The 24619-nt window shown below is 64.7% G+C and carries 26 protein-coding genes; 14 read left to right on the top strand and 12 right to left on the bottom strand.

The window, feature by feature from the left end; genetic code table 11:
- The 6 genes from HWQ56_RS12830 (at position 1) to HWQ56_RS12805 (ending at position 5867) form a co-directional block, all read left to right on the top strand.
- A complete protein-coding gene (locus HWQ56_RS12830; protein ID WP_158157703.1) occupies positions 1–1149 on the top strand; it encodes an FAD-dependent monooxygenase in 1149 nt (382 codons plus the stop codon).
- Entirely contained in the window at positions 1146–1955 is an 810-nt protein-coding gene (locus HWQ56_RS12825) for an alpha/beta fold hydrolase (RefSeq protein ID WP_176570719.1), read from the top strand. Before HWQ56_RS12830 ends, HWQ56_RS12825 begins: the two co-directional genes overlap by 4 nt.
- 13 nt (positions 1956–1968) lie before the next feature.
- Positions 1969–2721, top strand: coding sequence for a maleate cis-trans isomerase family protein (locus HWQ56_RS12820; RefSeq protein ID WP_209008710.1), 753 nt, complete (start codon positions 1969–1971; stop codon positions 2719–2721).
- A gap of 10 nt (positions 2722–2731) precedes the next feature.
- Entirely contained in the window at positions 2732–3358 is a 627-nt protein-coding gene (locus HWQ56_RS12815; RefSeq protein WP_176570718.1) for an N-carbamoylsarcosine amidohydrolase, read from the top strand.
- Positions 3359–3532: 174 nt separating this feature from the next.
- Positions 3533–4840, top strand: coding sequence for an MFS transporter (locus tag HWQ56_RS12810; RefSeq protein ID WP_176570717.1), 1308 nt, complete (start codon positions 3533–3535; stop codon positions 4838–4840).
- A gap of 52 nt (positions 4841–4892) precedes the next feature.
- A complete protein-coding gene (locus HWQ56_RS12805; RefSeq protein WP_176570716.1) occupies positions 4893–5867 on the top strand; it encodes an XdhC family protein in 975 nt (324 codons plus the stop codon).
- 32 nt (positions 5868–5899) lie between these two features.
- Here the strand turns inward: HWQ56_RS12805 and HWQ56_RS12800 are convergent, their stop codons facing one another.
- A complete protein-coding gene (locus HWQ56_RS12800) occupies positions 5900–6517 on the bottom strand; it encodes a flavin reductase family protein (protein ID WP_176570715.1) in 618 nt (205 codons plus the stop codon).
- Positions 6518–6609: 92 nt separating this feature from the next.
- Positions 6610–7572 carry a threonine dehydratase gene (locus HWQ56_RS12795; protein WP_176570714.1) on the bottom strand — a complete coding sequence of 321 codons (963 nt, stop codon included), beginning with the start codon at positions 7570–7572 and terminating at the stop codon, positions 6610–6612.
- Positions 7573–7668: 96 nt separating this feature from the next.
- On the opposite strand from HWQ56_RS12795, the gene HWQ56_RS12790 reads away from it, so the two are divergent.
- On the top strand, positions 7669–8466 hold the full coding sequence (locus HWQ56_RS12790; RefSeq protein WP_425331961.1) for a helix-turn-helix domain-containing protein: 798 nt from the start codon (positions 7669–7671) through the stop codon (positions 8464–8466).
- 5 nt (positions 8467–8471) lie between these two features.
- Here the strand turns inward: HWQ56_RS12790 and HWQ56_RS12785 are convergent, their stop codons facing one another.
- Both HWQ56_RS12785 and HWQ56_RS12780 read right to left on the bottom strand, forming a co-directional pair.
- Positions 8472–9218: an EcsC family protein gene (locus HWQ56_RS12785; protein WP_176570712.1), complete on the bottom strand. Its 747-nt coding sequence runs from the start codon at positions 9216–9218 to the stop codon at positions 8472–8474.
- Between the two features lie 90 nt (positions 9219–9308).
- A complete protein-coding gene (locus tag HWQ56_RS12780) occupies positions 9309–10058 on the bottom strand; it encodes a COG4705 family protein (RefSeq protein WP_158157599.1) in 750 nt (249 codons plus the stop codon).
- A 170-nt stretch (positions 10059–10228) separates the two neighbouring features.
- Here HWQ56_RS12780 and copM point away from each other — a divergent pair, with 170 nt between their 5' ends.
- Both copM and HWQ56_RS12770 read left to right on the top strand, forming a co-directional pair.
- A complete protein-coding gene (gene copM, locus HWQ56_RS29240; RefSeq protein WP_158157598.1) occupies positions 10229–10555 on the top strand; it encodes a CopM family metallochaperone in 327 nt (108 codons plus the stop codon).
- Between the two features lie 286 nt (positions 10556–10841).
- Positions 10842–11711 carry an isocitrate lyase/PEP mutase family protein gene (locus HWQ56_RS12770; RefSeq protein WP_158157597.1) on the top strand — a complete coding sequence of 290 codons (870 nt, stop codon included), beginning with the start codon at positions 10842–10844 and terminating at the stop codon, positions 11709–11711.
- Here HWQ56_RS12770 and HWQ56_RS12765 read toward each other — a convergent pair.
- Positions 11701–12084 carry a DUF2784 domain-containing protein gene (locus HWQ56_RS12765; protein ID WP_158157596.1) on the bottom strand — a complete coding sequence of 128 codons (384 nt, stop codon included), beginning with the start codon at positions 12082–12084 and terminating at the stop codon, positions 11701–11703. The two genes, HWQ56_RS12770 and HWQ56_RS12765, sit on opposite strands and share 11 nt — an antisense overlap.
- 384 nt (positions 12085–12468) lie before the next feature.
- Here HWQ56_RS12765 and HWQ56_RS12760 point away from each other — a divergent pair, with 384 nt between their 5' ends.
- Entirely contained in the window at positions 12469–13911 is a 1443-nt protein-coding gene (locus HWQ56_RS12760) for a high affinity choline transporter 1 (RefSeq protein ID WP_158157595.1), read from the top strand.
- Positions 13912–13987: 76 nt separating this feature from the next.
- On the opposite strand, the gene HWQ56_RS12755 is transcribed toward HWQ56_RS12760, so the two are convergent.
- The 6 genes from HWQ56_RS12755 to HWQ56_RS12730 form a co-directional block, all read right to left on the bottom strand.
- Positions 13988–14443: an RcnB family protein gene (locus HWQ56_RS12755; RefSeq protein WP_158157594.1), complete on the bottom strand. Its 456-nt coding sequence runs from the start codon at positions 14441–14443 to the stop codon at positions 13988–13990.
- A gap of 86 nt (positions 14444–14529) precedes the next feature.
- Positions 14530–16137: a PqiB family protein gene (locus tag HWQ56_RS12750; RefSeq protein WP_176570711.1), complete on the bottom strand. Its 1608-nt coding sequence runs from the start codon at positions 16135–16137 to the stop codon at positions 14530–14532.
- A gap of 95 nt (positions 16138–16232) precedes the next feature.
- A complete protein-coding gene (locus tag HWQ56_RS12745) occupies positions 16233–17930 on the bottom strand; it encodes an NAD-dependent malic enzyme (protein WP_176570710.1) in 1698 nt (565 codons plus the stop codon).
- A 189-nt stretch (positions 17931–18119) separates the two neighbouring features.
- Positions 18120–19016 (bottom strand): LysR family transcriptional regulator, encoded by an 897-nt coding sequence (locus HWQ56_RS12740; RefSeq protein ID WP_176570709.1) that lies wholly within the window; start codon positions 19014–19016, stop codon positions 18120–18122.
- A gap of 60 nt (positions 19017–19076) precedes the next feature.
- Positions 19077–19388 (bottom strand): AzlD domain-containing protein, encoded by a 312-nt coding sequence (locus HWQ56_RS12735; protein WP_176570708.1) that lies wholly within the window; start codon positions 19386–19388, stop codon positions 19077–19079.
- Positions 19385–20083, bottom strand: a complete 699-nt coding sequence (locus tag HWQ56_RS12730) for an AzlC family ABC transporter permease (protein ID WP_176570707.1) — start codon at positions 20081–20083, stop codon at positions 19385–19387. Before HWQ56_RS12730 ends, HWQ56_RS12735 begins: the two co-directional genes overlap by 4 nt.
- A gap of 160 nt (positions 20084–20243) precedes the next feature.
- Between HWQ56_RS12730 and thiM the strand changes: the two genes are divergently transcribed.
- On the top strand, positions 20244–21098 hold the full coding sequence (thiM, locus tag HWQ56_RS12725) for a hydroxyethylthiazole kinase (RefSeq protein ID WP_176570706.1): 855 nt from the start codon (positions 20244–20246) through the stop codon (positions 21096–21098).
- Here thiM and HWQ56_RS12720 read toward each other — a convergent pair.
- On the bottom strand, positions 21095–21592 hold the full coding sequence (locus HWQ56_RS12720) for a methylated-DNA--[protein]-cysteine S-methyltransferase (protein ID WP_176570705.1): 498 nt from the start codon (positions 21590–21592) through the stop codon (positions 21095–21097). The genes thiM and HWQ56_RS12720 overlap by 4 nt on opposite strands.
- Positions 21593–21755: 163 nt before the next feature.
- Here HWQ56_RS12720 and HWQ56_RS12715 point away from each other — a divergent pair, with 163 nt between their 5' ends.
- The 3 genes from HWQ56_RS12715 to prpC all read left to right on the top strand — a co-directional run bounded on the left by HWQ56_RS12715 (position 21756) and on the right by prpC (position 24564).
- Entirely contained in the window at positions 21756–22454 is a 699-nt protein-coding gene (locus HWQ56_RS12715; protein ID WP_176570704.1) for a GntR family transcriptional regulator, read from the top strand.
- An 8-nt stretch (positions 22455–22462) separates the two neighbouring features.
- On the top strand, positions 22463–23359 hold the full coding sequence (prpB, locus tag HWQ56_RS12710; protein WP_176570703.1) for a methylisocitrate lyase: 897 nt from the start codon (positions 22463–22465) through the stop codon (positions 23357–23359).
- Between the two features lie 77 nt (positions 23360–23436).
- Entirely contained in the window at positions 23437–24564 is a 1128-nt protein-coding gene (gene prpC, locus HWQ56_RS12705; protein WP_176570702.1) for a bifunctional 2-methylcitrate synthase/citrate synthase, read from the top strand.
- Positions 24565–24619: the final 55 nt, after the last annotated feature.

Below are 24619 nucleotides of genomic sequence, written 5' to 3'. Positions count from 1 at the left end.
ATGCCCGCAACACAACGAATTGCCATCATCGGCGCAGGCCTTGGCGGCGCGGCTGCCGCCACCTCACTGCAACAGGCAGGCTTCGAGGTGAACGTGTACGAACAGGCCCCCGCCTTCTCGCGGCTGGGTGCGGGCATCCACATGGGCCCCAACGTGATGAAGATTTTCCGGCGCATGGGCATCGAGCAGCCGCTTGAAGCCATGGGCTCGCACCCCGAGTTCTGGTTCAGCCGCGACGCCAGTGGCGAGTACCTGTCGCGCATCCCGTTGGGCGACTTCGCCCGCAAAGAGTACGACGCCGCCTATATCACCGTGCACCGCGGCGACCTTCACGCCCTGCAAATGTCGACCCTCAAGCCTGGCAGCGTGCATTTCGCCAAGCACCTGAGCAGCATCGAGGAGACCGGCAACGAGGTGCGCCTGGCGTTTGCCGATGGCAGCCATGCGCTGGCCGACATCGTCATCGGCGCCGACGGCATCAACTCGCGGGTTCGCGAGCACCTGCTGGGCGTCGAGGCACCGACCTACAGCGGCTGGGTAGGCCACCGCGCCCTGATCAAGGCCCGCGACCTGGCCAAATACGATTTCAACTTCGAGGACTGCGTGAAATGGTGGTCGGGCGACCGTCACCTGATGGTCTACTACACCACCGGCAAGCGAGATGAGTACTACTTCGTCAGCGGCGTGCCACAGGCCGAGTGGGAAGGCGGCAACGCCAGCTTCATCCCCAGCACCCAGGCGGAAATGTTCGACACCTTCAAGGGCTACCACCCTTCCGTGCAGGCCCTGATCGAGAACGCCGACGACATCACCAAATGGCCGTTGCTCAACCGCCAGCCATTGCCGGTATGGAGCAAGGGCCGCCTGGTGCTGCTGGGTGATGCCTGCCACCCGATGAAACCGCACATGGCCCAGGGCGCGGCCATGGCCATCGAGGACGGCGCCATGCTGGCGCGCTGCTTGCAGGAAACCGGCGTCAGCGACTACGGCACGGCGTTCCGCCTGTACGAGTCGAACCGCAAGGAGCGCGCGTCGCGCGTGCAGGCCGTGTCCAACGCCAACACCTGGTTGCGCACTCAGGAGGACCCGGCCTGGGTATTCGGCTATGACCTGTACGCCCACCCATTGAAATCGGAATCGGCAGCATGAGTACCTACCTGTATGGCGGCCAGGTGCAGGCCAATGGCATTCGCCAGCACTACCTGCGCTACGGCGGCAAAGGCCAGCCACTGATTCTGGTGCCGGGCATCACCAGCCCGGCCATCACCTGGGGTTTCGTGGCGCAGCGCCTGGGCGAACAGTTCGACACCTACGTGCTGGACGTGCGCGGCCGCGGCCTGTCTGCCAGTGGCCCGGCGCTTGCCTACGACACCGACACCTGCGCCGATGACATCATCGCCTTCGCCAGCGCGCTGGGCCTTGCGGGCTACCACCTGGTGGGGCACTCCATGGGCGCCCGCTTCATCCTGCGCGCGGCCACCCGCCACCCCGCCGCCGCCATCGAGCGCCTGGTGCTGATCGACCCACCGGTATCCGGGCCTGGGCGCCGTGAGTACCCCGGCAAACTGCCGTGGTACGTGGACTCCATCCGCCAGTCCATGACAGGCATGAGCGCCGAGGACATGTTGGCGTTCTGCCCCACCTGGAGTGTGGAGCAGCGCGCCCTGCGCGCCGAATGGCTGCACACCTGCTTCGAGCCCGCCATCGTGCAGGCGCTGGAGGAATTTCACAGCGTCGACATTCATGGCGACTTCCCTGTGCTACGCCAGCCCGCACTGCTGATGGTGGCGGGCAAAGGCGGGGTGATCCTGCCGGAAGACGAAGCCGAGTTGCGCGCGTTGCAGCCAGCCCTGAGCATCAGCCACGCGCCTCACGCCGGGCACATGATCCCGTGGGACGATTTCGATGGCTTCTTCGCCGCCCTGGGCACCTTTCTCGGCCCTTCCTTCTGCTGACCCGGAGACCCTCATGACCCAGCCTTACCGCATCGGCCAGATTGTGCCGAGCTCCAACACCACCATGGAAACCGAGATCCCGGCGATGCTTACCGCGCGCCAGTTGATCCGCCCCGAACGCTTCACCTTCCACTCGGCGCGCATGCGCATGAAACACGTCAAGAAGGAAGAACTGGCCGCCATGGACGCGCAGTCCGACCGCTGCGCCCTGGAGCTCTCGGACGCACGGGTGGACGTGCTGGGCTACGCCTGCCTGGTCGCCATCATGGCCATGGGCCGTGGCTACCACCGCGAGTCCCAGCAGCGCCTGGGCCAGGTGGTGCGCGACAACGACTCGCACGCCAACGTCATCACCAGCGCCGGCGCCCTGGTGGACGGCCTGAACGTGCTGGGCGCCAAGCGCATCGCCCTGGTGGCGCCCTACATGAAGCCGCTGACTGAATTGGTGGTGGACTATATCCAGCATGAGGGCATTGAAGTGAAGGTCTGGCACGCACTGGAAATCCCCGACAACCTGGACGTGGCGCGCCACGATCCTGCGCGCCTGCCCGGCATCGTCGCCGCGCTGGACCTGGACGGCGTCGACGTGATCGTGCTGTCGGCCTGCGTGCAGATGCCCTCGCTGGGCGCCGTCGCCAAGGTCGAGGCGCAAACCGGCAAGCCGGTGCTGACCGCCGCCATCACCACGACCTACGCCCTGCTCAAGGCCCTGGGCCTGGAGCCGATCGTGCCCGGTGCCGGCGCCCTGCTGTCCGGCGCCTACTGAGGAGCACCCCATGGCCAGTGCACAAGACAACTACCAGGGCGTGTGGGGCAACCGCATCGGCTTCGGCCAGCGCCCCGCCCTGTTGATGATCGACTTCATGCAAGGCTACACCACCGAGGGCGCGCCGCTGTTCGCCCCCGGGGTGGTCAGCGCGGTGGCCGAAAGCGTGGCGCTGCTGGCCGCGGCGCGGGCAGCGGGCATCCCGGTCATCCACACCAATATCCGCTACCATCCCGGGCACTTCGCCGACGGTGGCATGTGGGTGAAGAAAGCACCGGTGATGAAGGACATGGTCGAAGGCAACCCCTTGGCCGCGTTCTGCCCGGCCGTGCTGCCTTTGCCCGAGGAAGTGGTGCTCAGCAAGCAGTACGCCAGCGCCTTTTTCGGCACCTCGCTGGCGCCCATGTTGCAGGCGCTGAATGTTGATACGCTGCTTCTGGCCGGCTGTTCCACCAGCGGCTGCATTCGTGCCACGGCCGTGGACGGCGTGCAGCATGGCTTCCGCACGATGGTGGTGCGCCAGTGCGTGGGCGACCGCCACGAAGCGCCTCACGAAGCCAACCTGTTCGACATCGACAACAAATATGGCGACGTGGTCAGCAAGGACGAGACCCTGGTTTACCTGAAGACACGTTGAAGCCGATCGTCAACGAGCAGGGACGCTCCTGAATACCGCAAGGCATACCGCCCGAACACAGTGGCGGATGCACGAACAATAAAAAAAGGCCGTCCAGAAGCCTGTCATTCCTGACTGCCCCCCATGAACCGTCTTGCGCCGCTGTGCTTTTGCGGCAGATCCAGGAGAACCACCATGTCATTGAGCCAAGCTTCCGCGGTGCCGCTTGCCGAGGTCAGCAGTACCACCCTGTACCGCAAGATCATCTGGCGGCTGATACCTTTCCTGTGCTTTTGCTACCTGGCCTCGTACCTGGACCGCATCAACGTAGGCTTCGCCAAACTGCAGATGCTCGACACCCTACACATGAGCGAAACCGCCTACGGCCTGGGCGCCGGGCTGTTTTTCGTCGGCTACATCCTGTTTGAAGTGCCCAGCAACCTGGCCCTGGAAAAGGTTGGCGCGCGGCTGTGGATCGCGCGCATCATGGTCAGTTGGGGGCTGTTGTCGGGCATGACCATGTTCGTGACCACCGAGTGGCAGTTCTATACCCTGCGTTTCCTCCTGGGCGCCGCCGAGGCCGGGTTCCTGCCGGGTGTGCTGTATTACCTCAGCCAATGGTTTCCTTCCTACCGCCGCAGCCGCATCATTGCCCTGTTCATGATTGGCCTGCCGTTGTCCAGCCTGCTGGGCAGCCCCATTTCCGGCTGGATCATGGGCAACTTTGACAAGGTCGGCGGCCTGGCAAGCTGGCAATGGCTGTTCCTGCTGGAAGCGGTACCCACCGTGCTGCTGGGCTTTCTGTGCGTGGTCATTCTGCCCAACGGCATCAGCCAGGCGAGTTGGTTGAGCAACCTCGAGAAGCTCGAACTCAAGCGCCTGCTGGACCAGGACGAAGGTGAAAACAAGGGCGGCCACTCATTCCGCGACGGCTTCTTCGACATCAAGGTGTGGATGCTGGGCGGCATCGACTTCTCCATCCTGCTCAGCGCCTATGCGATGGGCTTCTGGTTGCCGACCTTCATCCGCAACGCCGGCGTCGCCGACCCGAGCCAGATCGGCCTGCTGGTGGCCATCCCCAGCCTGGCGGGGCTGATCGGCATGCTGGCCATCGGCGCCAGCTCGGACCGCCAGCGCGAACGCCGCTGGCACATCGTGGTGCCGTTCATCATCGGCGCCGCCTCGATGTTCCTCAGCACCTTCTTCACCCACAACGTGGCCATCACGGTGCTGCTGTTTTCCCTGGCGTCGTTGACCATCATCGGTGCAGTGCCGGTGTTCTTCAGCCTGCCGGCCACCTTCCTCAAGGGCACCGCCGCCGCCACCGGCTTTGCGCTTGCCTGTTCGGTGGCGAACATCGCCGGGCTGGTGAGCAACTCGCTGATGGGGGCGGTGATGGACCACTTCCACAGCCCGCAGATCGCCATGTGGATTTTCGCCGGCTGCCTGCTGGTGAGCTCCCTGCTGGTGCTGGCACTGCCGGCCAAGACCGTCAACCGCTGAGCCCGCGCACGGCAGGCCTGCCCTGCCGTGCTCGCCGTTGAAGGAGGCGCACATGCAACACCTCGACCTTCAGGTTGTACAGCAGGCCCTGGATTGGCTGCAGCAAGACCAGCCCATCTGGCTCAGCACGGTACTTTCCACTTATGGCTCGGCCCCGCGCGAACCCGGCGCCATGCTGGTGGCACGCGGAGACGGCGCACATTGCGGCTCGCTGTCGGGTGGCTGCGTGGAAGAAGACTTCATCGCCCGCCTGGCAGAAGGCAGGTTTGCCCAGCCGCAGCAGTTGATCCGCTACGGTGCCGGCGGCCACCCGGTGGCCGTGGCGCTGCCCTGCGGCGGCAGCCTGCTGGTGCTGGTGGAGCGCCTGGCGCCGTCACCCCGCACGCTGCAGGACATGGAATTGATGCGCCGCGCACTGCTCGGCGAAGGCGCTGTCGTCCGCCGCCTGGACCTTGCGGCCCAGACCAGCGAAACCTGCGGCCACGCCGGCCCCTCGGCGAAGGTCATCCTTGACGATACCCATACCCGCATACAGCTGCACCTTGGCCCGGCGCACAAGCTGTTGATTGCCGGCTTGTCGCCCGTGGCCGAATTCTGCGCGCAATTTGCCCTGACCCTGGGGCTGGAAGTGGTGATCTGCGACCCTCGCGACGAGGCCTGGGCCGGGTTTGCCCTGCCCGGCGTCACCTGCCGCCGGGAGTTGCCGGCGGTGTACATCGAAAACGGTGGCTGCCACGCCCACACCGCAGTCGTCGCGCTGACCCACGACCCGCGCCTGGATGACCTGACCATGATGGAAGCGGTGCGCACGCCTGCGTTCTATATCGGTGCAATGGGCTCGCAGCGTACCTCCGAGCGGCGCCTGGAGCGGCTGCGGCGCATTGGCCGGTTGTCGGACCAGCAGCTCAGCCGCATCCGCGCGCCCATCGGCCTCAACCTCGGTAGCAAGACCCCTGCGCAGATAGCCCTGGCAGTGCTGGCCGACATCCTGCGGGCCAGCAATGGTATCCGTCGGGCCGACCTTTAGCCCGGCGGTTCCGCTGCCGCGCCACAGATGGGTTACTTCACCTCAGCCGTGAGCGACTCACCAATGGCATAAAACTGCCCACCGGCAATGTAATGCAAGCTTCGGAGCGACGGCTGCGCGCGGTCAAATCGCCAATGCCCGTCCTCGAACACCTGGGGGTTGGCCCACGCCCCCACCACTTCCCCCACGAACAGGTCGTAGGCCTCTTCGATATGCGCTTCGGGAACGCGCTTGCACACCAGCCAGGCCGAACAGCCCTGCACCAGAGGAACATCATGGCCAGGGGCGTCGAACAGCTGCGCGCCGGCGTGGGCCAGCTTCTCGGCGTCCTCGGCCAGGCTGGTGGTGCCCAGGTCGTAGGTCAGTTGCAGTTGGGCCACGTTGGGCACCTGCAGGGCGAAGTAGCCACTGGCGATGACCAGGGCGCGGGTTGCCGCTATCTTGTCCAGCACCACGGTCACCTTCGGCGGGCTGAAATCCAGGCCGCATGCCCAGGCCGCGGCCATCACATTGTCGACGCCGTCGTGCCGGGCTGACACCAGCACCGTCGGCCCGTGGTTGACCAGCCGGTAGGCCTTCTCCAGCGGCACCGGGACGATGTGTCCAGCCGCGAGCGCGTCATCGAACGCCGAACAGTGGGGGGATGGCATGGTCTGGCTCCTGTGTACCTGATCGCCTGCGTGGGCAGGCAGCGAGCAGTGAGGGTATCGGTTATGGGCGCCAGATGAAACACGGGACAGGCTCAGTGTCCGTTCACCACCTTGGCATACACTGGCCAGTCGACATTGCCGCCACTGAGCACCACGGCCACCTGTTTCCCGGCCATGGCCTGGCGCTCGTGCAACAGTGCTGCCAGGGCCGCAGCGCCGGCGCCTTCCGCCACGTTATGGGTGTCGCGGTAATACACCGCCATGGCCTCGGCGATCTGCGCCTCGCTGACCGCGACAATCCGCGCGGCCCCCTGGGCATACACCGCGAACGCCTCGGGGACGGGCCGGCGCACGGCCATGCCGTCGGCCAGGGTATCGGCCGTGGCACTTTCCTGGACACGACCACTGTCGAATGACCACTTGGCCGCGGGAGCCTGCTCGGCCACCACGCCGATCACCTGGGTGCGCACCCCCAGCGCATCACGGGCGGCAATCAACGCGCACACGCCCGACCCGCAGCCCATGGGCACGTAGACGGCATCAAGGTCCGCAACCGCTGCGAACAGTTCCAGTCCGTAGCTGGCCACGCCCTTGACCAGGGCCGGGTGGAAAGGCGGTACCAGGTACAAGCCCTCTCGCTCCGCCAGGCGAGCGGCCTCTTCGCGTGCTTCGTCAAAGTCACGGCCATGCTCCACCAGTTCGACACCGAAGGCGGCCATGGCGGCGTTCTTTTCCACCGAGTTACCCCGCGGTACGACGATCACTGTGCGCACGCCATGGGCCCGCGCCGCCAACGCCAGGCTCTGGCCATGGTTGCCGCGGGTGGCCGAGACGATGCCGCGAAGCTGAGGCTGGGTATGCACGAGCCAATGCAGAAACGTGATGCCGCCGCGCACCTTGAACGCACCGGTGGGGGTATGGTTTTCGTGTTTGACCCATACGCTGCAGCCGGTACGCTGGGCCAGCAATGGCCAGGCGTGCTGGGGGGTGGGTGGCATCACCTGATACACCTGGCGGGCTGCACGTTCAAGGTCGTCGAGGGTAAAGCCATGCATGGTGTCGTCTCCTGGGTTTTCGCCCAGTCTACGCAGCCATCGACGGCCCGGGCTTTCAGAAAACTGACCTGACGTCGAGGCCTGTCATTGCGTACCATGGCAAGCATGGAACGATCAGCCCCCCTGCCCCTTGCCCACGAACCGGTGCGCCGTGCCCAGGCCGGGCCCTGGGCGATCGAGTTGTTGCCCCGCGCCCCTTACCACGCTCGCTACGTGGCCACGCAGGCGGCCATCGGCTTTGCCTTTGATAGCCAGCGTGGTACCCATGCCATCGGCAGTGACCGGGTGCTGCCCTTCCAGGCCACCGCCAACGGCCTGGCGTTCGTGCCGCCGGGTTGCGACGTGTATTCGGTGTCCGAAGCAGGCGGTGAATACCTGCGCTTGACCCGCACCGATGGCTTCGCGCTACCGGGCGAAGAGCCTTATAACAACCGCGTGGACCTGACCGCCGTGGCCCTGGCCCGATGCCTGCGCAGCGCGCTGATGCGGGGTGCGGCGGACGCTGACTGGGAAGGGTGGGCGCTGGCCTTGGCGCAACGGGGTAGCGCCGGGGGACAGGCCGTGGCTGACGGCGGCGCCATGACGCGTCGGCGCCTGGCACGGCTGGACGACTTCATCGACGCCGGCCTTGGCGGCCCGCTCAGCGTGCAGGCCATGGCCGCCCTGCTGGGGCTGTCCGAGGGGCATTTCATGCGGGCATTCAAGCAGGCAACAGGCAGCAGCCCCCACAGCTACCTCATCGACCGCCGCCTGGCGCGCGCCAGGGCCCTGTTGTGCGGGTCACGCCAACGGCTGGCCGACATCGCCCAGGCCTGTGGCTTTGCCTCTCAGGCGCACATGGCCACCCTGTTTCGCCAGCGCCTGGGCATCAGCCCGCGGGCGCTGCGCGAATAGGCCCGTCAACCGCGCCGGGGCAACGCCTGGTAAAGCTGCTGTACCGCCGCCTGGCCATGGCGCCGCTCCAGTTGCCGAACGATGAAATGCCCACGGGCCATGGTCTGGAAATGGTCGATGAACGCCAGGTTGATCAGCGCCCCGCCCACTGCGCCTATGGCCGGGATGGCCTGGGCCGCGACCTTCTCGCTGACCTGCACGCTGAAGCGTTGGGCAATGGCCGCCACCAGCTTGACGAAGGAGCCGTCGGACAGCGACTTGGCCAAGGCCGCGCGCACCGCGTAGTAACCGGTCTCGGAGTCGTCATCGGCGGCCGCCCGTCCGCCCAGGGCAAACACCGCCAGGCAGGCTTGCTTGGCTTCTTCGCTGTCCACCTGTTCGCCGTGGGCCCGCGCGATGTCGGCGATGGAGCGCAACATGATCGACGTCGACAAGGGCAGCTCCACCCCCAGCCCGGTGAACCCGAAGAAGCCGCCCACCCCGCCACTGACGGCGATACCCGCCTTGTGCCAGCGATTCGATGCCGTGACGCCCGGCACGTCCTTGAGGGTGAACACGGCCGCGTCCATTGCCTTGAGCAACGCCGATTGGGTCACCCCCGCGATGCGCGAGGTGAGGCTCTTGGGCAAGCGCGCCAAAGCCCCCTCGATGGGCATGCCAATGACGTGGGTGACCTTGGCCACGAAGCCCGGGTTCTCCAGCAGGTTCTTGGCCAGTTGCAGTTGGTCGCGGTCTTGGTCGGGGATGCTCATTGCCGGGTACTCGTGTGGCCAGTGTTCGCAAGGGTTACACATGCGACCGTCGCCGCGCCCGATTGTCCCCTGCGATGCTGGTCACCGCCGTCAGGCCGGTTCGTAAACAGTGCGCTCAGGCCGCTTGCGGAGCATGGCCGCTACCACCAGCGCCACCAGCACCGCGAGCAACACCATCGAGGATCCGACGGTACCGAAGTCCAGGCCACCTTTGGCGTGAGGTTTGGTCAGCACGTCGCCCAACGTCGCCCCGAATGGCCGCGTCAGGACAAAGGCTACCCAGAACAACAGCACGCCACTGAGGCGGGTGAAGCGGTTGAGCAGTACCACCGCGACGATGGCGCTGCCAATCAACAGCGCGCCACCGGCAAACCCCAGGCCCGAATCGTCGGCCAGGAAGTCGCCCAAGGCGGTACCCAGCGTGTTGGAGAACAGAATGGCGAACCAGTAAAACAGTTCGGCGCGGCGCGTGGTGACCCGGTCAACCGACAACGACTTTTCCGTGAGGTACCAGACGCTGAACAGCGCCAGCAACACAGTGATCAGAATGGCTGAGCCGGCCGCGTACCCCAGGCCCAGCGTGCGGTCCATGAAGTCTGAAAGGGTGGTCCCGGCGGTGCTGGTGGATAGAATCACCAGCCAGTACAGGGCCGGGTGGTAGCGTTTGCTTGCCAGCTGCCCGCCCAGCGTGACGGCAAAGGCACTGATGAGGATCAGCGAACTCAGTGCGTAACCCACGTCCAGGGTCATCGACAACAGGTCACCCGCGGTTTCGCCGAGGGTGGTGGCGCAGATCTTCATGATCCAGAACGCCAGGGTTATCTGAGGAAGTTTATTCATGCGGCAGCACTCTTGAGGTGTCCACCCCGCCACCACGGCGGGAGTTGGCGCGAAGTGTGCTGAGGCATGAGTTAAAAAAACGTTGGTAGTGGGTCAAAGAACCCTCACGGCTTGACCTTCCCCTCGTGGCAAGGTCTACCCTTTCCCTCTTCATCAGCAGGAGCACTTCCATGACCCGACTCTTGAGCTTCATCCTCGCCGCCGGCCTGTGCAGTGCCGCCTACGCCGCCGACACCACCGAGGCCATGAAGGCCGAATACCAGCACGCCGCCCATGGCATGTCGGCGGACATGAACATGGAAAGCACCAGCGACAACCCGGACGTGCTGTTCGTGCAGGGTATGCTGCCGCACCACCAGGGCGCCGTGGACATGGCGAAGACCGAACTCAAGTACGGCAAAGACCCGGAAATCCGCAAGCTGGCCGAAGCCATCATCAAGGCCCAGGATGCCGAGATTGCGCAAATGAAGGCCTGGCTGGCCAAGCAGCCGAAGTAAACCAGTCGGCGGCCGCCCCTCGCCGAGCCCTCGCCTGCTCGGCAACCGGCCCGTCATTGGCGCGCAAGCCTGGCGCGGAAACTCCCAAGTCCTTGATCCCACGCTGTATAATCGCCAACCAGTGGTCGGGGACTTTCTACGCCTGAAACGTTTAAGCTGCTGATAACGTCCACGCATCGAGTGATGCGAAAACGACATCAATGGCCGGGGCGCCTGTGATAGTCTCCCACCATTTTCCTATCGGCCCGCAAGGTACCACCGATTCATGCCACATTGAGGAGCGGTCATGCCCAGAATTTCCCACCAAGGTTTGCGTCGTGCGTTTCGGCAACTGCTCGCCTCCAATGCCTGCTTCCACACAGCCTCCGTCTTCGACCCCATGTCAGCGCGCATCGCCGCCGACCTGGGCTTTGAGGTCGGCATCCTCGGCGGTTCCGTCGCCTCGCTGCAGGTGCTGGGCGCCCCTGACTTCGCCCTGATTACCCTGAGCGAGTTCGTCGAGCAGGCCACCCGCATCGGCCGCGTGGCCCAGCTGCCATTCATCGCCGACGCCGACCACGGCTACGGCAACGCCCTGAACGTGATGCGCACAGTGGCAGAGCTGGAGCGCGCCGGCGTCGCCGCGCTGACCATCGAGGACACCCTGCTGCCAGCCCAGTTCGGCCGCAAGTCCACCGACCTGATCTCGGTGGCCGAAGGCATCGGCAAGATCAAGGCCGCGCTGGAAGCGCGGGTCGACCCGGAACTGACCATCATCGCCCGCACCCATGCCGGCGTGCTGTCTACTGAAGACGTCATTGCCCGTACCAAGGCCTACCAGGAAGCGGGCGCCGACGGCATCTGCATGGTGGGTGTACGTGATTTCGAGCACCTGGAAGAGATCGCCCAGCACCTCAGCGTACCGCTGATGCTGGTCACTTACGGCAACCCCGCGCTGCAGGATGACGAGCGGCTGGCGAAACTGGGCGTGCGCATCAGCGTGGATGGTCACGGCGCGTATTTCGCCGCCATCAAGGCCACCTACGATTCCCTGCGTGAACAACGCAAACTGACCCGCAGCACCCAGAACCTGAGTGCCACCGAACTGACCCACACCTATACCCTGCCCGAAAGCTACATTGTCTGGGCGCGCGAGTTCATGGACGTCAAGGAATAGCCTGCCTCACTCCACCGCGCCATTGGCGATACAACCGCCAGTAGACCGTGCCATTGATCAGCAGCACCACGCTGCCCAGCACCAGCTGGATACCCGCCGTGAGCCCGGCCGGGTAGATCACTGGCAACAGGTAATGCTCCACATAACCACCGGCATACCCCTGCTGCCCGGCCATGAGCCGCAACAGGTTCTCCCAGTATGTCAGCGGACAGGCCAGGTGAAACACCTCCACCGCCACGCCCCACACCGCCGCCGGCACATGCAGCCACGCCACAGCGTGCCACTTGAGCACCCAGAGCCCACCCAGCAGTACAAAAATAATGAACAGGCCATGGAACAGTACCAGTCCATCGGCAGCCACGCGGTAAATCATGGGAAATCCCTGCTGATCCAGTCTCCCATTCTTCGCGCTGGGTGTTGGTAGGGTCAAGCCCCTCGCGGTTCATAATTCTTGACGAAGCTCATTTATCACCCTTAGGCATAAACCGACTAATATCAGGCAGTTACAACGTTTCAGCGGAATGCCCGCGGTTTATTTTGCACGCAAAGCGCTGTAAATGTTTGACATATTTGACGTGTTTGGCACACTGCCGACCCGTTGTACCGGAGATCACCGGGCCGCCAGCCAACCTGCCCAGGTTGCCCCGTCCCGCCTGAGCGCCCCGTACGCGTCCAAAAAAAACAATTGTCTAGCGCAACGCCCCTTGCGCCCAGGGCTCGACCCTGGCCAGGCCAGGCGTGCGAACGGGAAGAACACATGCTGATCTGGTTTGTCGCGGTTTACCTGCTGATCACCGTAGGTGTAGGTTTCTACGCCTCCACTCGTGTCAAAAACTCCAAGGACTTCGCGGCTGCCGGCCGCAGCATGTCATTCCCGGTGGTCACGGCCATGGTCTTTGCGACCTGGTTCGGCTCCGAGGCCGTGCTGGGCATTCCCGCCGCGTTCATGAAGAACGGCTTCTCCGGCATCATCGAAGACCCCTTCGGTTCATTCGGCTGCCTGATGCTGGTGGGCCTGGTGTTCTGCCGGCCGCTGTACCGGCTGAACATGCTCACCATTGGCGACTTCTTTCGCAAACGCTACGGGCCCAAGGTGGAGCTGTTCGTCAGCCTGGTGATCATCGGCTCGTACCTGGGCTGGATCGCCGCGCAGCTGACCGCGCTGGGCGTGGTGTTCAACGTGCTGTCCGATGGTGCCATCAGCACCACCCAAGGCATGCTGCTGGGTACCTTCATCGTGCTGGTGTACACCCTGTTCGGCGGCATGTGGTCGGTGGCCATGAACGACTCCATGCAGATGCTGATCATCGTCTGCGGCCTGGCCTACCTGACCTGGCTGCTGGGCAACATGGCCGGCGGCCCTGCCCATGTGATCGAGCATGCGGCCCAGGCCGGCAAGTTCACCATGGTCCACAGCACCTCGGCCAAGGATATTCTGGCGTTTCTGGGCGCCGCGGTGACCATGATGTTCGGCTCCATTCCCCAGCAGGACGTGTATGCCCGGGTGATGTCGGCCAAGACCGAGAAGATCGCCTCGCGCGCCTCCATCGCCGGGGCGTGCTGCTACCTGACCTTCTGCATGCTGCCGATCTTCCTGACCTACGCAGCGTCGATGATCGACCCGCAGATGGTCAGCGAGCTGCTGGACGGCGATGCGCAGATGATCCTGCCGCGCTTGATCATGGAGCGCACCCCATTGTTCGCCCAGATCATGTTCTTTGGCGCCCTGCTGTCGGCGATCATGTCCACCGCTTCGGGTACCCTGCTGGCGCCTTCGGTGACCTTCACTGAAAACGTGCTCAAGCGCCTGCGCCCGAACATGACCGACCGCCAGTTCCTGCTGGCGATGCGTATCACCATCGCCGTGGGTGCCGGTTTGACGTGCCTGTTCGCGCTGTATTCGGATTCGAGCATTTATGAAATGGTCGGCAACGCCTACAAAGTGACCCTGGTGGCGGCCGTGGTGCCCTTGTTCGCCGGACTGTTCTGGAAACGCGCCACCAACCAGGGCGCTATCACGGCGATCATCTTCGGCTTGACGTCCTGGGGCTTGCTGGAGCTGACCCACCATGACGGCGACCTGTGGCCGCCGCAACTGGCCGGGCTGCTGATCAGTGCCCTGGGCATGGTGATCGGTTCGTTGCTACCACCCTTGAACAAACGTGGCCGCGCCTTCGACGGCGCCCTGGCCAACGGCTGACGATAGTCCCGCCCGGGAGTTCGCTTCCCGAGCGGGCATCAGGTCACACAAGGCCATGGCGGCCTTGGCAGGGACGTCAATAACCGCTGAGGATTTGCACGATCGCACCTGTGGCAATCGCCACCAGTACGTAGTCGCCATTCACGTACAACCAGCGGTGGTCACGAGGCGGTTGGCGCAGGTGGCGGGCGCGCCAGTCGGTGACCCAGTAGCGGTCGCCGCGGTACTGGGGCGGCGCGAAGCCACCGCGGTGCCATTCGCTATGGGGGCGCGGCATGTTCGGCTGAGGGTGGTACGCCTGGCCACCGCCATGTCCACCGGGCCGCTGAGGGCCGCCATGTTGCTGCGGCGGCCGGTTCTGGCCACCCTGCTGCGGGCCACCGTGGCCACCATTGCCCTGCGGTGGGCGACCTTGCTGTTGGCCACCGTGGCCGCGGTCAGGGCCGCCGTTGTCGGGGCCCGGCTGGGCAAAGCTGGCCAGCGGTGTCAGCAGCATCAGGCAGGCACAACTGGCGGCGATGATTTTCTTCATGTAGAGCTCCATGGGGCATTCGGCCCGTGCACCTTCAGTATCGGTTAAAAAACCACCGGTAACGTCTGCAAAACGTAAATTAACGGTCAGTTTCGTGGCAGCGACGTGGTCGCCGCCGGGTCTTCGGCCGAGCGCCCGCGCAGGAACAGTTCCGGGTAGCGGTTCCATAGGTCCAGCAGTGCCTGCACCGAGCGCGAAGCCTGCTTGAGCTGTGCGGCGGTCTGGTTCACCTGGTCCCGTTGGGACGAACCCTCGGCGACACTATCGACCACCCCCTGCAAGGTTTGGTTCGCTTCCAGCAACGTATCGCGCAACTGCGGCACCACTTGCTGGTTCACCTGGTTCACCACCAACGGCAATTGCTCCAGGCTGCGGGTCAGGTTGCGCGACAGGTCGTTGGCCTGCACACGCCCCACCATGGCCATGATGCGCTTGATCTGGTCTTCCATCACCGAGAAGCTGCCGGCGACCGTGGGCACCTCGATAGGCCGCGCGTCATAGTCGAACGGTACCGCCGGTGCGCCCGGCACGAAACCCAGCTGAATATATTTCTGGTCGGTCAGCAGGTTACCCACTCGCGCCTGGGCCCGCAGGCCGTGCTCGATGAAGCGCCCCATCAGCATTGCCGTGGTGGACTCGTCATCGCGGCCCAGATCCTTGTGCAGTTTTTCGTGCACCGCGCCCAGGCGGTTGGGGTAGATCACCGCGCCCACCCGACTGCTGAGCCACTGGCGCTGGGGGTCATAGTCCAGTTGCACGGACACCACCCGGCCAATGTCGATGCCGAAGAACTCTACCGGCGCACCTACCGCCAGGCCACGGGTCGAATCATCGAAGTGCATCACCAGGTAGCGCGCGTAGCCCACGGGCCGGGACAACGCGTCGTCACGCTCGTCGAACAGGGCGAAGCGGCTGTTGGCCTCGGCCACGGGTGAGTCCGGCGGGTAGGCCGGCGCCTGGAACGCCACCCCGCCGTTGAGCACCGACGCCATGGATTCGACATTGACCTGACGGCCGCCCACCCCGACCTTGATGTCAACGCCGCTGGCGTTCCAGAACCGGGTGTTCTGGGTCACGAAGCGGTCGTTGGGGGCGGCGATGAACACGGTCACATCCACGCCCTTGCCTTCGGGGCTCAACCCACTGCCGATCACCCTGCCCACCTGAACCCGGCGGTAATACACCGGCGAGCCGATGTTCAATGAGTTCAGGCTGTCGGCATGCAGCACAAACCGCGTGCCCTTCTCGCCAAAGCGGATGGCAGGCGGGTGCTCCAGGCCGCGAAAACGCTCGGCCGTTTCGCCCGCGTGGCCCGCGTCCGCACCGATGAAGCTGCCCGTGAGCAGGGTCTTGACCCCGGAAATCTCGCTGAGGCCAATGCGCGGCCGCACCACCCAGAAGCGCGTGCCCTTGTCAGCGAACGCGCCGGCATCGGCTTGTAGCTGGAGGTCGACGTCCACGCGGTCACGGCGCTTATCGATGCTGATACCCACCACCTTGCCGATGGGCACGCTTTTATAGAGCACCGGGGTCTGGTCGACTTCCAGCCCCTCGGCGGTCTGGAAACTGACCGTGATACGCGGGCCCAGGCCGCGAAAATGCCCGGACAGCACCAGCACGGCGGCGATGGCGGCGGCCAGGGGCAGCAGCCATACCAGAGAGAAGCGCCGGGGGTGTTTGGCAGATGGGTTCACGCAGGCATCCTGTGTCACGAACGTCACACAGTAATAGGCGAAACCGCGGAAAAAAGCGATGGGCAACGGGCCTGGCGAGCAGGCCCGTCGGCTGATTACACCGCCGAACGGCGATAGAAACGGTAGCGCGGGAACCAGAAGTTGCGTTCGATGGCCTGCAACAGCTGTTCTTCCGGGGTTTCCAGGGCCACGCCATCGGCCTGGGCCTGCTTGGCCACGGCCACCGCGATCTTCTTGCTGACCGCCTGGATATCCTTGAGCGGCGGCAGCACCGCGTCGCCGGTACCAGTGACCACTGGGGAGCATTCGGCCAGGGCGTTGGAGGCGGCCATCAGCATGGCGTCCGTGATGCGCGTGGCCTTGGCGGCCACGACCCCAAGGCCAATGCCCGGGAAGATATAGGCGTTGTTGCACTGGGCGATCGGCAGCGTGCGGCCATTGATTTCCACGGGGGCGAACGGGCTGCCGGTGGCGACCAGGGCGTTGCCGTCGGTCCATGCCAGGACATCGGCCGGGGTGGCCTCGACCCGCGAGGTAGGGTTGGACAGCGGCATGATCAGCGGCGTCGGGCAATGGGCGTATACCTGGCGCACCACCGCTTCGGTGAACAGGCCGCGCTGACCCGAGACACCGATCAGGATGGTCGGCTTCGCCTGCTTGACCACTTCCAGCAGCGCGATGCCATTGTCGTCACGCTGCCAGCCTTGCACAGCGCCGGCCTTGTGCGCCAGGCGCATCTGGAAATCATGCAGGCCACTCATGTCATCGGTCAGCAGGCCGAAACGGTCGACCATGAAGATGCGCTGGCGCGCCTCGCTTTCCGACAACCCTTCCAGTTGCATGGCGGCAACGATGTGTTCGGCAATACCGCACCCGGCCGAACCGGCACCGACGAAGGCCACGACCTGCTCGCCCAGTTTCTGGTTCTTGACCTTGCAGGCCGCCAGCAGCGTACCCACGGCCACCGAAGCGGTGCCCTGGATATCGTCGTTGAAGCAGCACAGTTCGTCGCGGTATTTCTCCAGCAACGGCATGGCGTTGGTCTGGGCGAAGTCCTCGAACTGCAGCAGCACGCCCGGCCAGCGGCGCTTGACCGCCTGAATGAACAGATCGATGAACTCGGCATATTCCTGGCCGGTCACGCGCGGGTGGCGCCAGCCCATGTACATCGGATCGTCCAGCAGTTCCTGGTTGTTGGTGCCCACGTCCAGCACGATCGGCAGCGTGTAGGCCGGGCTGATGCCGCCACAGGCGGTGTACAGCGACAGCTTGCCGATAGGGATGCCCATGCCGCCGATGCCCTGGTCGCCCAAGCCAAGGATGCGCTCGCTGTCGGTGACCACGATGATCTTCACCGAGTCCTTGGTAGCGCTGCGCAGGATGTCGTCGATGCGGTCGCGGTCGGGCCAGGAAATGAACAGGCCGCGGTGCGTGCGGTAGATCTTGGAAAATTCCTGGCAAGCCTGGCCGACGGTGGGGGTGTAGATAATCGGCAGCATCTTGTCCAGGTGCGATTCCAGCAAGCGGAAGAACAGGGTCTCGTTGTTGTCCTGGATCGAACGCAGGTAGATGTGCTTGTCCAGGTCACTGGCGCACTGCTCGTACTGGCGGTACACGCGGTCGACCTGTTCTTCGATGGTCTCGACATTCTGCGGCAGCAGGCCGATCAGGTTGAAGTCGATCCGCTCCTGAGGCGTGAAGGCGCTGCCCTTGTTGAGCAGCGGCATCTCCAGCAGTGAAGGGCCGGCGTAGGCGATGTAGAGTGGGCGGGACTGGTTCGGCACGTTTTTCATCTCTTTATCCGTCATAGGCTAAGGCGCACCACCCACTGTGACGCGCGCAAGCTGCGCGGGCGTGACAGGGTGGGCGACGGCTTCTCTTTTCACGTCAAAAAAGGGATTAGCGCAATTTTGACGGGGGTGCGTCAAGTTGCCACAGGATGAAATTCGGTTCAGGGGGGAGACGTCGCACACGCCTGAGGGTCAGCCGCCGCGATGGCGCAAGGCGTCGATCACCACTTGCAATGCCCGTGACGACTGCCGGCGGCTGGGGTAGTACAGGTGGTAGCCAGGGAACGTCGGGCACCAGTCCTGCAGCACCGATTGCAGGCGCCCGGCCGTCAGGTGCTCACGCACCATGTCGTCGGGCATGTAGCCCAGCCCGAATCCCTGAACGACCGCGCGCAGAATCTGCGAGCCGGTGTTGAACACCCACTGCCCTTCCACCTTGGCCTTGACCTCGTGGCCGTCCTTCTCGAATTCCCATGCCATGAGCCCCCCGTGGGTGGGCAGGCGCAAGGTGACGCAGTCGTGCTCGGCCAGGGCCTGCACCGTTTGCGGCACGCCACGCTGGGCGAGGTAGCCGGGCGTGGCGACCACGGCCATGCGCATATCCGCGGCAATGCGCACCGCGATCATGTCCTTGGCCACCTGGTCGCCCAGGCGCACGCCCAGGTCAAAACGCTGGGCAGCGATATCGGTAAGGCCGTAGTCGGTGCTGATCTCCACCTTGATGTCCGGGTACTGGCGCAGCACAGGCTGCAGCCTGGGCCACAACAGCGTGTCCACCGCATGTTCGGCCGCGGTGATGCGCACGGTGCCCGCGGGGGTGTCACGAAACTCGCTGAGCGCCGCCAGCTCTGCCTCGATTTCCGCGAACCGGGGCGCCAGGGTTTCCAGCAGGCGCTGGCCTGCCTCGGTGGGCGATACGCTGCGGGTGGTGCGCGTCAGCAAGCGTACCCCCAGGCGCGCTTCCAGCGCCCGCAGGGTATGGCTCAAGGCCGACTGGGAGACTCCCATCTGGGCAGCGGCACGGGTAAAACTGCCTTCGCGGGCAATGATGACGAACGCCTGCAGGTCGTTGAAGTTTTCGCGGGGCATGGGGCCGGGGCATCCTGGGAAAGCGAAGGCCGATTATGCCGCAAAACAAGCGCCCCGCCCTCAGCCCCAGGCGCGCAGGGCGAAAAAGAAGGCCATGCTCAGGACCATGCTCACCAAGGTATTGCGGGTCAACAGCACCAGCACCACCGCGATTGCCGAGCTGATCAGGTAGGGGTTGTCCAGGTGCAGGTTCAACTGCCGGTCGGGCATGAACACGATCGGGCCGCAAATGGCCGTGAGCATGCCCGGCACGGCAAAACCCAGGAACTGCCGCACGTTGCTTCCCAGCTGTACCGGCAGGCGTGGTTCGAGGAATACGTAGCGGTTGAGAAAGACCAGCACGCCCATACCGATGATGACGACCCAGATCATGCGCGCGCTCCTTGAAATTTGCTGCAGAAAAACCCCGCCGTCATCCCCGCCAGCCCCGACAGCACCAGGGCCGAGCCCCACTGCCAGTAGCTGAACAGAACGGAGCAGAACAGCGATACCGCCACGCACACCAGCGCCGGCACGTTGCGCACCACCGGGGTGATCAGCGCGATGAACGTGGCGGCGATGGAGAAGTCCAGGCCAAGGTGTTCCAGCCCGGGCAGGCTGCGGCCCAGCACGATGCCCAACAGGGTGAACAGGTTCCAGGCCACATAGAAGGTCAACCCCACGCCCAGGGCGTACCAGCGGCTGAAAGTCTGCTGGTCGTGACGGCTGGTCAGGGCGAACAGTTCATCGGTGAGCAGAAAGCCCAGCCCCGCGCGCCACCGGCCTGGCAACCCGGCAATCATCGGCCGCAGGCTCATGCCATACAACAGGTGCTGGGAGGTCAGCAGCAAGGTGGTCAAGAGAATCGACAGCACCCCCGCCCCGCCCTTGAGCATGCCGATGGCCACCAGTTGCGCGGCACCGGCGAAAACAATGGCCGACAGGCCTTGGCCCTGCAACGGAGTGAGGTTGGCCTCGATGGCCATGGAGCCGGCCAGCAGCCCCCAGGGCGCAGTGGCCAGGGACAGCGGCACGATGGCAGCGGCTCCGCGTAAAAAAGCGTGGCGAGGAAGCATGGTAGTGGGCATGGTGTGCGGCAATGGCTGGGACGGACAGCCAGTGTGGCACCGGGGGCGTAGGCAGGTCTTGAATGATATTGCGCACTTTCCGGTTTTTCAGGGCACCTTGGCGCCAACCGCGAAAGAAGAGAGTATTTTGATCACCTCCTGCCTTTTTCGGAACACCCACATGCCGCTCATCCCCCAGCAGCCCCCCAGCGTCGACACTATCATCGCTGCCCATGCCGCCCTGCGCGCACAAGGCCCGCTGGTGCAGTGCCTGACCAACACCGTGTCGGTGAACTTCATGGCCAATGTGCTGCTGGCCGCCGGGGCTTCGCCGGCCATGGTCGACAACCCCGAGGAAGCCGCCGGCTTCGCAGCCATCGCTGGCGCCGTACTGGTGAATCTGGGCACGCCCACCGACGCCCAGGTGCGCGCCATGCGCCTGGCCGTGCAGGCCGCCCACAGCCTGGGCCGCCCTTGGGTACTGGACCCTATCGGCGCCGGGGTGCTGCCATGGCGTGGCCAGGTGGCGGCCGAGTTGCTGGCGCAGCGGCCCACGGTGATCCGTGGCAACGCTGCGGAAATCATCGGCCTGGCGGGCTTGGGCAATAGCCAGGCCAAGGGTTTCGACAGCTCCAGCGACCCAGCCGATGCCATGCCCGCAGCGATCACCCTGCTCAAATACGCGACCTGCGTATCGGCGTCGGGGGCCATCGACCATGTGGTGGGCAAGGTTCAGAACGAGCACGGCGAGGTCAGCCATCACCTGCTGCGCATCGCCGGCGGCAGCGCACTACTGCCGCGTATCACGGCCTCGGGCTGTTCGTTGGGCGCGCTGGTGGCAGCATACGCCGCGGCGACCGGGGACGGCTTCTGCGCCGCGGCCGCGGCCCATGTGCATGTTGCCCTGGCCGCCGAATACGCCGAGCCCCAGGCCCAAGGCCCGGGTTCATTCCTGCCAGCCTTTCTGGACGGGCTTGACCGGGTGGACGCCAGCCTGATCCGCGCCAAGGCGCAGGTCGAAAGCGTGCGCCTTTAAAGGCCGGAAAACAGGTCGCGGCGCTCCAGGCTCAGCAAGTACTGCTTGGCGGCCAGGCCACCGGCAAACCCGGTGAGGCTACCGGAGCTGCCGATCACCCGGTGGCACGGCGCGATGATGGAGATAGGGTTGCGGCCGTTGGCTGCACCTACGGCCCGTACGGCCTTGGGGTTGCCCAACTGCGTGGCGATATCCAGGTAGCTGCGGGTTTCGCCGAAGGGAATGCGCAACAGCGCCTGCCACACCTGCACCTGGAACGGGGTGCCCACGAAGTCCAGGTCCAGGTCGAAGGTTTCCCGGCGCCCGGCAAAATAATCACTCAACTGCGCGGCGGTGCGTACCAGCATCGGGTGGTCGTGCTGTTCGCGCAACTTGCCCAGCCGCACGCGCTCGGGACGGTCATCCTGCCAGAGGATGGCCGCCAGCTTGGGGCCGCGCGCGACCAGGGTGAGCGTGCCGACCGGGGAGTCGATCCATGTGCAGGTATAGGGCATGGCCCCCTCCGGGCGGTTCATGAGGCACCAGTGTAAAGCATGCGGCTTGGGGAGGTAACAGGCCCGTGCCATCAGACCATTGTCGACAATACCCACTCCACAATTGACCAAAAGGCCCCGTAGCGCTATTTTTCAGCCAACAACCTGACAGTGTGTCGACAATATGCTTGCGGACTCCCCTACCCTCGTTTCCGGCGAAGACACCGAGACCCTCTCGGAAAACGTCTTCCGGCGCATCCAGGCCGCCATCGTCAGCGGTGAAATCGCCCCAGGCAGCAAAATTTCCGAGCCCGAGCTGGCGCGCACCTACGGCATCAGCCGAGGCCCGCTGCGCGAGGCCATTCACCGCCTGGAGGGGCAGCGCCTGTTGGTGCGCGTGCCCCATGTCGGCGCCCGTGTGGTGTCCCTGAGCCACGCCGAACTGATCGAGCTGTACGAGATTCGCGAGTCGCTGGAAGGCATGGCCTGCCGCCTGGCCGCCGAACGCATGAGCGACGCCGAAATCGACGAGCTGCGCCAGGTGCTCCACACCCACGAGCGCGATGCCACCTTCCAGGCCGGCCTGGGGTACTACCAGCAGGAAGGCGACTTCGACTTCCACTACCGCATCATCCAGGGCAGCGGTAACCGCACCCTGGCGCAAATACTGTGCGGGGAGCTGTACCAACTGGTGCGCATGTACCGCATTCAGTTTTCCACCACGCCCAACCGCCCCCGCCAGGCTTTTGCCGAGCACCACCGCATTCTGGACGCCATCGCCGACCGCGATGGCGAACTGGCCGAATTGCTGATGCGCCGCCACATTGGCGCGTCCCGGCGCAATATCGAGCGTCACTACGGTGACACCGCCACCAACCCTTGAGGTGAGTCATGAATAACAAGAACAGCCCAGGCCAACGCTTTCGCGACGCTGTAGCCAGTGAACAGCCCCTGCAAGTGGTGGGCACCATCAACGCCAACCATGCCCTGCTGGCCAAGCGGGCCGGCTTCAAGGCCATCTACCTGTCGGGCGGCGGCGTATCGGCCGGCTCCCTGGGCTTGCCGGACCTGGGCATCAGCAACCTGGATGACGTACTCACCGACGTGCGGCGCATCACCGACGTCTGCGACCTGCCCTTGCTGGTTGACGTGGACACCGGCTTCGGTTCGTCGGCGTTCAACGTGGCGCGTACCGTCAAGTCGATGATCAAGTTCGGCGCTGCCGCCATTCACATCGAAGACCAGGTGGGTGCCAAGCGCTGCGGCCACCGGCCGAACAAGGAGATCGTCAGCCAGCAGGAAATGGTCGACCGTATCAAGGCGGCGGTGGATGCCCGCACCGACGACAGTTTCGTGATCATGGCACGCACCGATGCCCTGGCCGTGGAAGGCTTGCAGGCCGCGCTGGACCGCGCAGAGGCCTGCGTCGAGGCTGGCGCTGACATGATCTTCCCCGAAGCCATCACTGAACTGGCCATGTACAGACAGTTCGCCGACCGGGTGCGCGTGCCGATCCTGGCCAACATCACCGAGTTCGGTGCCACGCCGCTGTACACCACCGAAGAACTGGCCAGCGTCGACGTCGGCCTGGTGCTTTACCCGCTGTCGGCGTTCCGCGCCATGAACAAGGCTGCCGAGAACGTCTATGGCGCCATCCGCCGCGACGGCACGCAGAAAAATGTCATCGACACCATGCAGACTCGCCTGGAGCTGTATGACGCCATTGATTACCACGTGTTTGAACAGAAGCTCGACGCCCTGTTCGCCCAGGCCAGAACACCGCTGTAGCCGCTGCGGCAAGGATTGGACCTGCTCACACCGTTTTACCGTGAATCCAGACAATAAATTCAAGAATGGAGAGAACCATGGCCGAAGCAAAAGTATTGAGTGGTGCCGGCCTGCGTGGCCAGGTAGCCGGGCAGACCGCCCTGTCCACCGTAGGCCAGGCCGGTGCCGGCCTGACCTACCGGGGCTATGACGTGCGCGAACTGGCCGAGCACGCCAGCTTCGAGGAAGTGGCCTACCTGCTCCTGTACGGCGAATTGCCCAACCACGCAGACCTGGACCACTATCTGCACAAGCTGGCCACGCTGCGCGACCTGCCCCAGGCGCTGAAGGAAGTACTGGAACGGATCCCCACCAACGCTCACCCCATGGACGTGATGCGCACCGGCTGCTCGTTCCTGGGCAACCTGGAGCCCGAGAAGAACTTCAAGCAGCAACACGACGCCACCGACCGGCTGCTGGCCGCGTTGCCGGCGATCATGTGCTACTGGTACCGCTTCAGCCACCATGGCGTGCGCATCGACTGCCGTACCGACGAGCCGGACACCGCCGGGCACTTCCTGCACCTGCTGCACGGCAAGGCGCCGAGCGAGCTGCACCGCAAGGTCATGAACGTGTCGCTGATTCTTTACGCCGAGCACGAGTTCAACGCTTCGACCTTCACGGCCCGGGTCTGTGCCTCGACGCTTTCGGACTTGCACTCGTGCATCACCGCCGCCATCGGCACCCTGCGCGGGCCGCTGCACGGTGGCGCCAATGAGGCGGCCATGGCCATGATCGACAAGTTCAAGAGCCCGGAGGAAGCGGTCCGCGGCACCCTGGCCATGCTGGAACGCAAGGACAAGATCATGGGCTTCGGCCATGCCATCTACAAGGACAATGACCCGCGCAACGAGGTGATCAAGGTCTGGGCCAAACAGCTGGCGCAGGCAGTGGGCGATAAAGTGGTCTTTCCCGTCTCCGAAGCCATCGACAAGACCATGTGGGAGCAGAAGAAGCTGTTCCCCAACGCCGATTTCTACCACGCCTCGGCGTACCACTTCATGGGCATCCCCACGGCGCTGTTCACCCCCATTTTCGTGTGTTCGCGCCTGACCGGCTGGGCTGCGCATGTGTTCGAACAGCGGGCGAACAACCGCATCATTCGGCCCAGCGCCGAGTACACCGGCGTGGAACAGCGCGCGTACGTGCCGATAGAGCAACGCTGAGCGCGCTGACGCGGCCTGTGGCAGACGCCAGGCCGCGTCACAGCCCTGAGACTTA

Origin of the sequence: Pseudomonas eucalypticola (assembly GCF_013374995.1) — a bacterium.
In the GTDB taxonomy this organism is placed as follows: Bacteria; Pseudomonadota; Gammaproteobacteria; order Pseudomonadales; family Pseudomonadaceae; genus Aquipseudomonas; species Aquipseudomonas eucalypticola.
Note: the sequence above shows the minus strand (reverse complement) of the source record. Positions and strands in the feature narration are given on the sequence as shown.